Origin of the sequence: Fodinicola feengrottensis (assembly GCF_010993775.1) — a bacterium.
In the GTDB taxonomy this organism is placed as follows: domain Bacteria; phylum Actinomycetota; class Actinomycetes; order Mycobacteriales; family HKI-0501; genus Fodinicola; species Fodinicola feengrottensis.
Genome location: NZ_WOTO01000107.1, coordinates 1 through 10,319, shown reverse-complemented (window position 1 = coordinate 10,319; position 10,319 = coordinate 1). Strand labels below are relative to the sequence as shown.

Here is a 10,319-nt window from a genome sequence, read left to right as displayed (position 1 = left end):
GAGGTTTTCGCGCGGGCGGCGTCCAGGACCGCGGTAACGCATCGGCCGCGTCGGCCAGTTTCAGGTAGGACAGGTGGCGCGTTGAGTGTGCTCACGATCGAGTTTCCTTTCGCGGTAACGCATCGGCCGCGTCGGCCGGCGCGGGTCGCGAGCCGGTCAGCGGCATTGACGTAAACGGAGAAATCGATCACCACCTTCGATGCCGGGTCAGGGGTCGAATGGCCGCGTAGGCGATCAGCTTCGGCTAGCGCGGCGGCCGACGGTGGTCGGCGGGTTTTGTGTTTGCAGGGCGGCTTATCGGTGAACCCGGCCAGGACCTTCTTCTCTAAGGCCGCCACGTGGCCGTCGTCTCGGACCACCCGCCCCGCGCCGTCCAGGGCGCGCGTGTGCGCGGCCACGACCGCGCCGGTGGGGGTGGCGATGCGCACCAGTTCGGTGCCCAACCGGTGCGTGAGCAGCACCCTGGCACACGGTCAGGCCTGGCGGCACCGAGTAGGAGTTTCCACGCCAGGACACCAATCCTTGCGCGGTCACGGTCCGCTCATCGGACAGCCGGCCGGGAACACCACCCCCGGCGGGGGACGCAAAGGTTCAGCGTCAGCCAGCGCGCCGACCGTGGTCGGCGCCCCGTCGAGCATCCGCTTGCGGGTGTCCAACCGGGCGGTGAGTCGATCCAGCAACGCCTGAGCCTGGGCCGGCGTGGTCTCGTCCGGTAATGTTCGCCACCATCGTTGCGCGGCGGAATGATTCGCCTTTTCGACAACGCCTTTGCGGTTTCCCCGCCTCGGTGGGCAAATAACGACGGTGACTCCGTAATGTTTCGCCACTTCACCGAAACTGGGCAGTACCGCACCGGTCGGTGGATAGCAAACGGTGGACATCCGGTCGAACCGCCACACCTTGGTCAGCCCACCCAGGCGCGCCACGACAGCGTCCATCGCCTCGACCAGATGCGGGAAATCCTCACTGGTAGCCAAAACTCCGCGCCACCGCGAGGAATGCGCGAGAGCGCCGACCAGTAGATGCGCGTGCTTTCCCAGGCCCCACGCCGAACGATGGTGGATCAGGAAGTTCCAACCAGTCCCATTGCGTCTCCGCGCCCGCCGGGTGCGCGATCACCGCGGTGTCACGGCCCTTGGACCGGTCACACGCCTCGCAATGCGGACGCAGCCCCAGGTCGCGGATCGCCGCGGTCAGCGACGGATACGAACCAGTGAACCCCAACGCGACGACCTCGTCGAACAACGTCGACGCCCACAAATGCGGATCATCAACCAGCCGCTGCCGGCAATACGGCACGAACTCCGCGATCACCACCGGCTCGGACCGGACCCGCTTACCAGGCTCCCGAGCGCCACTCAAATACGCGCGGATCGTCTTCCTGTCCCGGCCCAGATGACGAGCAATCGCCGAGATCGACCAACCCTGCCGGCGAAGCGCGTGCGCATCCACCTCTTCCTCCACGCTGAGCATCGAGGCCCCCAACAAGTCACATAGCGAACACAGTCACTACGCACTGTCAGTAGAACCATCCTGACCAGCGCGAACGCCACGCCGGACGACACCCAACTGGGGAAAATGATCTAGCAAAAGTGGGGAATTTCAGCTAGCGCCATCATCGTCGCCGCTGCGCACGACAAGATCAACCCGTTGGACATGGTGGTGGCCAACCGCAGCTCGATCTTCAGTTTCGTGCTCAGCTTCCTGGTCATCGCACGGTTCTGGACCGCTCACCACGAACTGTTCACCGAAGTCGCGAAACTGACCAGACCACTGGTCTTCTTGAATCTGGCGTGGCTTCTGACAATCGTCTTCCTGCCGTACCCCACCGAGATCGTCGGCGAGTTCGACAGCCACCAGTATCCGTTCGTCGTCTATTTCTACATCGGTACGACCCTGGCCAGCAGTATCTGCCAGAGCGTGATGGCGTGGATTCTTTACAAACAACAGCAGCGAAATCCCGGCAGCGGCTCGGTCGACCAGCACTTCCTGATCGGATCGTTCGGCGCCACGGCGGGCCTGCTGGGAGCGTTCGTCCTGATCCCGTTGGGCACGTCGTACTACGGCCTGCTGCTGCTCTTGATCATCCCGCAGACCGTCTCGTTCTTCACGCGCCGCACCAACAAAACGGCCAAGACCACCTAACTAAGCCGCCGGGATGACCTCGACCTGCTCCGGCTCGTAGCGGATCATGATGGGCTCGTCCGTGTCATCGATCTCCACAGCGACCGTCACCGAAGCCTTGGTCACCCCGTCGGCGCGGATCACCATGCCCTCGACCAGGGTGGACGCGAACGACACCCGCACCCGGTCACCGGGCTTAAGACGCCTACTCATCTCCGCACCCCTCACCACGGCGACACCTTTAACGTGTCCTGGACATGCCGTTTCACCACATGATCCATCCCCACCACCAATCCGTCCAGCCCGGCGCGCCAGCTTCGCGCCGACGCGAGAGTCAGCGGCCATCCGGCTGCTCGGACGACGCCGAGCTTGGTCTGGTCGTCGTGCGCAATTCCATTCCTCGCCGCGTTCAGCAACTCGAGTTTGCGCCGCCAGAGCTCCCCTTTCGCCGGATAGGTGCTTCGAAGCGCATCCCAGATCCGCATTCCCAGCAGCCCGAAAATCGCTGCCCAGCGCCGAGGGATCCGCATTGCCACGGTCCAGTCGGCGGCCATGTTCGTAAGGGAACCGCACCATCACCTTCAATCCATGGTCACCACGCGACAACACGTCAGCGACAAAGTCCACCGCTTCGGTGTGCAGTTCGCGGCAGAAGCCCTGGAATTCGCTGGCGAGGCGTAAGACGATCGCGTGGTTGAGTTCTTCGGCGGCCCAGCGCCGGCCGGAGCCCGAGCCGGCGACGATGACATGGGTTTGCATCAACCGATCGAGCTTCACCGCCCGGTCGGTATGCCATTTGCGTAGGGAAATTGACGTCACCAGAAAAGCGTATGGCCTGCAAGAGCCGTTCCCGGGTTTTCCACAACCTGACTTTTCGCCACGCTGGCGGCCCCTCTCAGCCAAACGAAAAGGCCGGCGAGAGAAGTCGCCGGCCCTTGTTCGTACCCGATCAGACGCTGGGACCCTCGGCCCGCAGCCGGTCCACCTCGGACATCGCGTCCCGCAGGCCCTGCAGCCAGTCGTCAGTGTGCTGGCCGACCAGCTTCACGCACCACGCCAGCGCCTCCGAGCGGGACCGGGCAACGCCGGCGTCGACCAGCGTGTCCAGGACCTGACGGTCGCCCTGCCGGAGCCGGGTCATCACCGGCACCGAGAGGTTGGTGAACAGCTGGCGGGTGCCGCCGCACGCGGCGCCCCCCACGAGACCTTCCGACCGTAACGGTGCTCGACCTGCTGGCTGATGTAGATCCGCGCGTTGCGGGTGTCCTCGCGGAACCGGGTGATCCGGCCGTTCTCCGCCGCGGCCCGCTCGGCCCGCGACTGCGTGTCAGTGGCCGCCCCATTACTAGGGCCGCTGGACACCGCCTCGGACAATTGCACGGTCTGGTCGTCGGTTTCTTCTGATTTTTTCGAGGTCAACGGCTGCCCCGTCGCTGGGACGTGCGGCCGCCGAAGCGTCCGGCTCGGCGACCCGGCCCACGATCACGATCTCTTCCCGGTCGACGGTCACCTCGACCGGCTCGGTGAACCACCCGTCCGGCATCCGGCCACGGATCCACGCCGACGCGTCGTCGGCGACCGGAAGGTCCGCCTGCTGCCATCCACCCTGCCGGCCCAATCCGGGGTGCCTGCGCTGTCCCGACATCTCTTGCTCCTCCTGCGCTCGCCCAGGCGCCTCCGCTCTGGCTACCTACATGATTACACCGTTACAGCGCTTACGTCAGTACATCACTGGTACGACTTTAACGACAGGTGTCGGCGAAGTGTCCGATCCGGCCCGTTCGCGCAGGTCAACTGCCCGATAACCGGGCGGCGGCGAACCCCTTGGGCAAGCTCAACGAGGGCACCGTGCGGCGATGATTACACCTCAGCTGGCGGCTGGGACCGCCACCGCCAACGGGGTCTGCTCGGAGCCCTGCCCCAGCGGATTGTCGGCGAAGAGCTTCTCGAAGAACACGTCCGGCCGGTTGGCGTTGGCGCCGAGGATGTTGCGGCCGATGTCGTTGGCATCGATGACCACCACGCCGGCGAGCTTCGCCGCGACGCTCTCATGACCGCGCTCCACGAGCGCGTCCCGCAACGCGGCGACCAGCTTGGTCGCCACCTGCTTGGGCTTGGCCGGCGCCAGTTTCGCGGAGACGTTCGACGGGTACGCCGAATACTCGGTCGGGCCGTCAATCGCTCGTACGGAATGACCGGCGACCTGGTAGAAGAGCCCGCGGCGACCGATCACCTTGCCGGCCGCGCCGGCCGCCGACGCGACCAGGATGCGCGGCAGGCCGGCCTCCTGCAGCGCCAGTTGCATCGTCCACGGGCTGCCGAGCCCGATGCCGTACGGCGTCTTCACGACGAACTTGCTGAGCGTACGAGCCCACCAGTTTGGCTGGATGTCCCAAATAAAATACGACCGGCCCTGCGAGATCGCGATGACCTTCTCGCTGACCAGCAAATACCACTCATGCTCGAAACGGTCGGCGTAGCCGCCGTCGGACTCCATCGAGGTGAAGAAGTCGTTGATATAGCCGGAAATCAGCTTCTCGAAGTCGTCGCCGCGGGCGAACAGGTCGGTCCGGACCGGGAACCGCAGCCACTGCTCACCGTCGACGTCGATCAGCAGTTTCTTGCCGTTGTTGGCTTCCAGCGGACCCTTGATCGCGACCGGCGCGACCTCGTCCGGCTTCGGGTCGACGAACTCGGCCATCCAGAGCTCGACGTTGAGCAACCGCCAGAAAACCGCGGCGTCGGCATTACGGCCCTTGATGAAATCCTCGAAGGCGACCAAAATCTCCTGCTGCGCGAACCACGGCCGGGTCGTGAACGACTCTGACAGGAAAGTGCCGTAGACACGGTTTTTCAGCCGCAGCAACCATTCGGTCACCGGAGCGGCCGGGCGCAGTGGACCGGCGGCGGCCCGTACGCGCGGAGTCAACAGCGCGGCGACCAGCTCCCCCGGGTCGGCCGCGGCGGCCGCGACCCGGCGAACTTCGCGGTCACAGAAGGGCAACCGGACCGGGACGCCGGTGTGCGCGCCAATCCGGTCGGCCACCCGCAAGGCCACCTCTGCTGCGCTGCCGGGCTCAGCGGACCCGCCGTCCACAGTGGACAGCAGGCTGGCAACTTCGACCGTACGCTTGGCTTTTGGTGTCTCCACAGACAAACGCAGCGCTGTGTCAGCGCCGGCTGGGTCGACCAACGATCCCTTGGCGGCCCGCGCCGTGGCGTAGAGCGCGTAGGCGGCGAGGTCCGGCACCGGTTCGCCGAGCAGCCGGACCAGATCGGCCAGATCGGTGCCCAACTGGTCCCCGGAGGCCTGCACGGTGACCGGCGTACGACCAAGCGCGGTCGCCACTGTCTGGCCGGTGTCGGCGGTGGAGGTCGGGCCGGCGGACAAGACGTAGACAGGTGCTTCGGCCAGCCGGGCGGCGGCAAAATACGCACCAGGCGCGCCGTGGCTCAGCCGTACGCCGCTCGCGCGGTCATGCGAAGGCGCGAGCACGGTGTCAATGGCCTCAACCAAGTCGGTGCCGGTCGACTCCGGCACCTTGTACGCGGCCGTCGCCGCGCCGCTTTGCAAGGTGGTCACATGACCGGCCGGAACCCGGGAGATACCGGCAAAAAAAAACGTCCGTTCGCCCTGGTCGCAGGCGCCGGTCAACAGGTAGCCGCGGACCACCTCGTCGTCGGGTGCGGCGGTCAGCTCCGGCGCGGCGAGCAGCGCGGTCGGCTCAGACGCGTACGCGTAGGACTCACCAACACGCGCGTAGTAGTAGAGCGCGCCAGCGCCACTGGCGTCCACGGCGAGGTGCGTACGACCGTCCCGCCGGTCGTTGACGGCCACCGCCCACCGCCCGGGCAGTTGCCCGAACGCGTCCGTCCCGGAGGCCTGGTACGCGGCGAGGACCAGCTCGGCGTCGGTCGCCTCGGCCGGCGCGTCGACCGCCTTGCGGACCGCGTCCGGGTCCGCCAGTTCCCCGTCGAACGCGAGCGACACCTCGCCGGCAGCCGCGAAAAGGGCCGCCGGCCGGTGTCCCTGCTCGGCGGCGATGACCGCCGCCAGGGCGGACTCGCCGCCGTGCGCGCGCCGGCGATGCCGGACGCGCTGGTCAGTGCACTGTCGAGACGGGAGTCGCCGGTCGGGTCGCCACTCATCGGTCGGGGATCTCCGGATCTGGTCGCCAGCAAAGACTCTCCGGATGGTAGCCAGCCCCACTCCCGCCACCGGCTCCGCCCCGTCCGAGTCAGGCGGGCGGAATCACCGGGCGAGGGTTGTCGCGCAGGTCCGCCTCGGCCTCCGCGGGCGGCGGGAACAACATTTGCGCGCGCTTGCGGATCGCCCGTTGCATCACCAGGCCGACGAACTTCGTACCGGTGAACATGTGCACCTGACCAGTGGAAAGGTCCACCACCACCGGCCGTTTCTCGGCGCCGAAGTCCAAACCCGGCTTGGCCGTGGCGGCCGGGATCGCGTCCGGCTGGACGACCGGGGAAACCAGCCCGGCCAGCGTCACGATCAGCGTCCCCATGCCCTTCACGCCATTGGTCGCCTGCCTCGCGTGCTGCGCCGCGTGACTGCTGAAATCTTTCACGACAAAGGCGTTGATCTCCGGCACCGTCGCCGCGACCAGGCAGAAATGGATCTGCCCAAGGGCCGCGCCAGCACCGGCGTACATATTCGCGACCATCGCGTTGATCGGCCCGATCGGCGCGGTGTAAAGCTTCCCTTTGTTGCGACTCGCCCGAATCGCCACCGCGGACAAATAGTCTTCGCCACTGAGCACCAGAAACCTCCCCGTATTTGGCTGCAGGTCAGTATGCCCGCCTTCCTTTCACCGCGGGCCGAAACGGGTTGGATGGTTGGTGAGATGGGGCGGTACGGGACAGCGGCCGCACGACGGGCCCGCAGGCCAGTCTGTCGGGTCAGGTGCTACCAAAAGGGCCGGTGACGGCCCTGGTCAGGGTGTCGCTCGTACCAACGCCTGATTAAGCGACGGACGGTACGCGACGGGTGTTGGTTAGGAGCGGCGGACGGTACGGGACGGCGCCCTGGTTAGAAGCGGCGGACGGTACGGGACGGCTCCTTGGTTAAGAGCGTTTTCTGTGAGGGTGCGGCGTCCCGTCTACCAGCCATCGGAAAAGCCCGCCCCGCCACCAAAGACCGGTGGCGGGGCGGGCTTTTCCGATGGTTACTGCCGATGCCGCCCTGTGTTTCTGGCGCCTTCGGCGCGGGCGCCGTCGACTACGGCTACGAGAGTCCGCCTTTGTAGGCCCGCAAAGACCGCGGGCCTACAAAGGCGGACGCTCCTGCCGGAGGGGCGACAACATCGGCCTGGCGGCCGATGGCGCCGGACGGGGCTGGGTCCCGTCTAAGTTGACCAACTTGGGTGTGAAGGTGAAGGGTCCGCACGGGGTGGGGGGACAGCGGGGCTGGGTCCCGTCTAAGTTGACCGACTTGGGTGTGAAGGTGCCGGGTCCGCACGGGGTGGGGACAGGGCCTGGGTGCCGTCGGAGTTGGCCGACTGTGGGTGAAAGGTGCGCTCGCGCGGGGTGAGCTACGTGCGGGCGGGGGTCATCCAGCGGATCATGGCGTATTCGACTAGGCGGATCAGGGTTTGTTTGGTGGATTCGCGGTCGCGGGCGTCGCAGGACATGACGGGGACGGCGGGGTCGATGGTCATGGCTTCGCGTACGTCGGCGAGGGTGTGGCGGAGTTGGCCGTCGAAGCGGTTCACGGCCACTACGTACGGCAGACCGCGCTCTTCGAAGAAGTCGACCGCGGAGAACGAGTCGGCGAGGCGACGGGTGTCGACCAACACGACCGCGCCGATGGCGCCGCGGACCAGGTCGTCCCACATGAACCAGAAGCGGTGCTGCCCAGGCGTACCGAACAGGTAGAGGATCAGGTCCTCGGCGAGCGTACGACGGCCGAAGTCCATCGCGACGGTGGTGGCGACCTTGTCCGGGGTGGCGGCCAGGTCGTCAACGCCGAGACTGGCGGTGGTGATCTGGGCTTCGGTGGTCAGCGGCGGGATCTCCGACACCGCGCCGACGAAGGTCGTCTTGCCGACCCCGAAACCGCCGGCCACCACGATCTTCGCCGAAGTGATCCGGCTAGATGCGACGGAGTCCACTCAACACCCTTTCCATCAGCGCCAGATGCGCGTCCCGGTCGTTGGCCGGCGCGTTCCGGTGGACGGCGATCAGGCCGGCGTCGGCCAGGTCGCCGAGCAACACCTTGGCCACCCCCAGCGGCACCGACAGCGCCGACGCCACCTCGGCCACCGACCGCGGCTGCGCGCAGAGCCGGACAATCGAGCGGTGCTCCACCCGCGGCGCCGCCGTTTCCGTAGCCTGCTCGGTCGTCGATACCAGCGTCTCAATCTCCAGGTCGATGGACGACTTGGTGCGCCCGCTCGTCCATGTGTACGGGCGTACGACGGTAGCGGCTGTGTCCACGGTGATCGCCTGCGCGGGTGCCTCGACATCCTCCGGCGGTGCCGGCGGGGGCGACTGGAACAGGTCCTGACCAGCGACTTCGGCTCGTACGGCAACGATCGGGGGCGGCTCCTGGGCACGCTGGCGCCGCTGCCGGCGCCGGCTGCCGAGGCTGAAGGCGTTGACCACGTCCCCGAAGGTCGCCTCCGACATGGCCGGCCTCCGCCGATCACGCGGCCGCCGACCGGCCGCTGCGTCGGCACCACGATGCGGCGTGCGCGGCACCCGGCACCCGCTCGGTGAAGGTGGTGACCAACCAGCCGAACTGGGCGATGGGCGAATCACTCCCGGTCATCCACTCTCCCGTCCTGCCCCGTCCACTGTGGTGTCAGTACTACCAGCCGCGCCCCACCGACCGGGCCTGCCGCACGCCGCGTTGGTAGCTGGCGAATTGGTCACGTACCCGCTCGGCGCTCTGCCGGGCGATCGGCGCGACCTTCGCGGGAGGCTCGGCGGGGACCACCGCGGCCGGTGCCGGGGAGGACGCGGTGCCTGGTACGAGCATCGCTCGCGGCACCCGTTTGGGCAGCCCAGCGGCGGTCACCTTGGTGGGTTTGCCGGCCAGCGCCCGGGTGACCGCGGCGATGTCGGCGTCCGCGGCCGTGGTCCACGACTGGGTGGCCTTCTGCGGAGTTTTCTCGTCTTCTTCGGCGAACCAGCCGGTCTGCATCTGGTTGAAGATCGGGGTGCCCTCCGGCGGCCCGGCGACCTGGTCGGCGGCCGGCGGCGGGGCGATCAGGATCTCGCCGGTGTGCTCGGCGTTGGTCGCCCACTCTCCGGCGCGAGGCCGGCGACCTCCTCGACCGCGGCCGCCGCGGCCGCGATGGCCGGCGAGATCGCCGAGATCGCCGAGCCGTTGACCGGGGGCCGGCGAGAGACCTGCTCGGGGCCGACCGGCGGCGGCACCGTCCGAGGTGCCTTGGCGAGCCGCCGCGCGCCGCCGTTTGGGCAGGCTGGCCAGCAAATCGGCGCGGTGGCCGCCGTTGAGCACCTTCTGCCGCGGCGGCGACGGCCGCCACTCGTCCGCCGGGCCGGCGTGCTGGGCTTCGCTCTCCGGCTGCAGCAGCGCCGCCGGCAGCGTGATGGTCGCTCGTACGCCGCCGAGCTCCTCGCCGGAGTGCAGCAGCACCCGCACGCCGTGCCGGCGGGCAAGCCGGCCGACCACGAACAAGCCCATCCGGCGGGACGTGCTCGGCTCCATCTCGGCGGTGCGTTGGAAGCCTCGACCTGTTCCTGCGTCTGCATGCCAATGCCGTGGGTCGAGGATGTCCAGGCGACACCGCCGCCGAGCCAGCGGGCGGCGGATAGCAGCTGACGGTGACCTGTGGTGCTCGGCGGGAGAACGCCGGTGGCGTTGTCTCAGCAGCTCGGCGACGGCCAGGCGTACGACATCACCGGACCGCATAGGCCGGCGACGGCCAGCGCGCGGCCGGCGGCCCGACCACCACCACGCTGGTAGTGCTCGATCTCCGGAGACCGCCGCGCGCAGAACGTCCTGATAGCCCGACGACAGGACGGGTGAACTGCTGCCTGGTCCACGTCCGTACCGGAGAGCACCGATCAGGTTCTCGTTGTGCGCCGCATCCGGCCACCAGTGGCCAGGTGGTCCAGCTGGAAACCACGCGATCGCACATGCTGGTCCGGGTCCGTCCTCCGTCCTGCTCCAGCTGCTCACGATCAGGGCCAGCTGGCGCTGTACGAGC

Annotated in this window: 10 protein-coding genes and 2 pseudogenes; 1 reads left to right on the top strand and 11 read right to left on the bottom strand. The window is 67.7% G+C overall.

The features are described 5' to 3' along the window. Nucleotides 1-140 precede the first annotated feature (140 nt). A pseudogene (locus GNX96_RS66940) lies at nucleotides 141-1,473 on the bottom strand (Mu transposase domain-containing protein); the annotation flags it as partial. A gap of 183 nt (nucleotides 1,474-1,656) precedes the next feature. Between GNX96_RS66940 and GNX96_RS47275 the strand changes: the two are divergent. Beyond that, nucleotides 1,657-2,145, top strand: coding sequence for a TMEM175 family protein (locus GNX96_RS47275; protein WP_279583401.1), 489 nt, complete (start codon nucleotides 1,657-1,659; stop codon nucleotides 2,143-2,145). Here GNX96_RS47275 and GNX96_RS47270 read toward each other — a convergent pair whose 3' ends face one another. The 10 genes and pseudogenes from GNX96_RS47270 to GNX96_RS47230 all read right to left on the bottom strand — a co-directional run. Next, complete coding sequence (locus GNX96_RS47270) at nucleotides 2,146-2,337, bottom strand: hypothetical protein (RefSeq protein ID WP_163573884.1); 192 nt, start codon at nucleotides 2,335-2,337, stop codon at nucleotides 2,146-2,148. Between the two features lie 11 nt (nucleotides 2,338-2,348). Next, nucleotides 2,349-2,654, bottom strand: coding sequence for a hypothetical protein (locus GNX96_RS47265; RefSeq protein WP_279583400.1), 306 nt, complete (start codon nucleotides 2,652-2,654; stop codon nucleotides 2,349-2,351). A gap of 419 nt (nucleotides 2,655-3,073) precedes the next feature. Further along, nucleotides 3,074-3,429 (bottom strand): annotated as a pseudogene (locus GNX96_RS47260) (hypothetical protein); the annotation flags it as partial. A gap of 40 nt (nucleotides 3,430-3,469) precedes the next feature. Further along, on the bottom strand, nucleotides 3,470-3,769 hold the full coding sequence (locus tag GNX96_RS47255; protein WP_163573878.1) for a hypothetical protein: 300 nt from the start codon (nucleotides 3,767-3,769) through the stop codon (nucleotides 3,470-3,472). Between the two features lie 222 nt (nucleotides 3,770-3,991). Beyond that, nucleotides 3,992-6,334, bottom strand: coding sequence for a hypothetical protein (locus GNX96_RS47250; RefSeq protein ID WP_163573882.1), 2,343 nt, complete (start codon nucleotides 6,332-6,334; stop codon nucleotides 3,992-3,994). Nucleotides 6,335-6,362: 28 nt separating this feature from the next. Next, nucleotides 6,363-6,902, bottom strand: a complete 540-nt coding sequence (locus tag GNX96_RS47245) for a hypothetical protein (RefSeq protein WP_163573881.1) — start codon at nucleotides 6,900-6,902, stop codon at nucleotides 6,363-6,365. A 771-nt stretch (nucleotides 6,903-7,673) separates the two neighbouring features. After that, nucleotides 7,674-8,252 carry a GTP-binding protein gene (locus GNX96_RS47240; protein WP_279582902.1) on the bottom strand — a complete coding sequence of 193 codons (579 nt, stop codon included), beginning with the start codon at nucleotides 8,250-8,252 and terminating at the stop codon, nucleotides 7,674-7,676. After that, nucleotides 8,233-8,769 carry a DUF742 domain-containing protein gene (locus GNX96_RS47235; RefSeq protein WP_163573880.1) on the bottom strand — a complete coding sequence of 179 codons (537 nt, stop codon included), beginning with the start codon at nucleotides 8,767-8,769 and terminating at the stop codon, nucleotides 8,233-8,235. The genes GNX96_RS47240 and GNX96_RS47235 overlap by 20 nt, the downstream gene beginning before the upstream one ends. A gap of 16 nt (nucleotides 8,770-8,785) precedes the next feature. Further along, nucleotides 8,786-8,911 (bottom strand): hypothetical protein, encoded by a 126-nt coding sequence (locus tag GNX96_RS60750; RefSeq protein WP_279583399.1) that lies wholly within the window; start codon nucleotides 8,909-8,911, stop codon nucleotides 8,786-8,788. A gap of 39 nt (nucleotides 8,912-8,950) precedes the next feature. After that, a partial coding sequence (locus tag GNX96_RS47230) for an ATP-binding protein (protein ID WP_163573879.1) occupies nucleotides 8,951-10,319 on the bottom strand: 1,369 nt, incomplete at its 5' end.

Excerpts from the sequence above, each read along its gene's own strand:
- GNX96_RS47275 (WP_279583401.1), top strand. The coding sequence starts at position 1,657 with ATGGTGGTGGCCAACCGCAGCTCGATCTTCAGTTTCGTGCTCAGCTTC.
- GNX96_RS47270 (WP_163573884.1), bottom strand. The coding sequence starts at position 2,337 with ATGAGTAGGCGTCTTAAGCCCGGTGACCGGGTGCGGGTGTCGTTCGCG.
- GNX96_RS47265 (WP_279583400.1), bottom strand. The coding sequence starts at position 2,654 with ATGCGGATCCCTCGGCGCTGGGCAGCGATTTTCGGGCTGCTGGGAATG.
- GNX96_RS47255 (WP_163573878.1), bottom strand. The coding sequence starts at position 3,769 with ATGTCGGGACAGCGCAGGCACCCCGGATTGGGCCGGCAGGGTGGATGG.
- GNX96_RS47235 (WP_163573880.1), bottom strand. The coding sequence starts at position 8,769 with ATGTCGGAGGCGACCTTCGGGGACGTGGTCAACGCCTTCAGCCTCGGC.
- GNX96_RS60750 (WP_279583399.1), bottom strand. The coding sequence starts at position 8,911 with ATGACCGGGAGTGATTCGCCCATCGCCCAGTTCGGCTGGTTGGTCACC.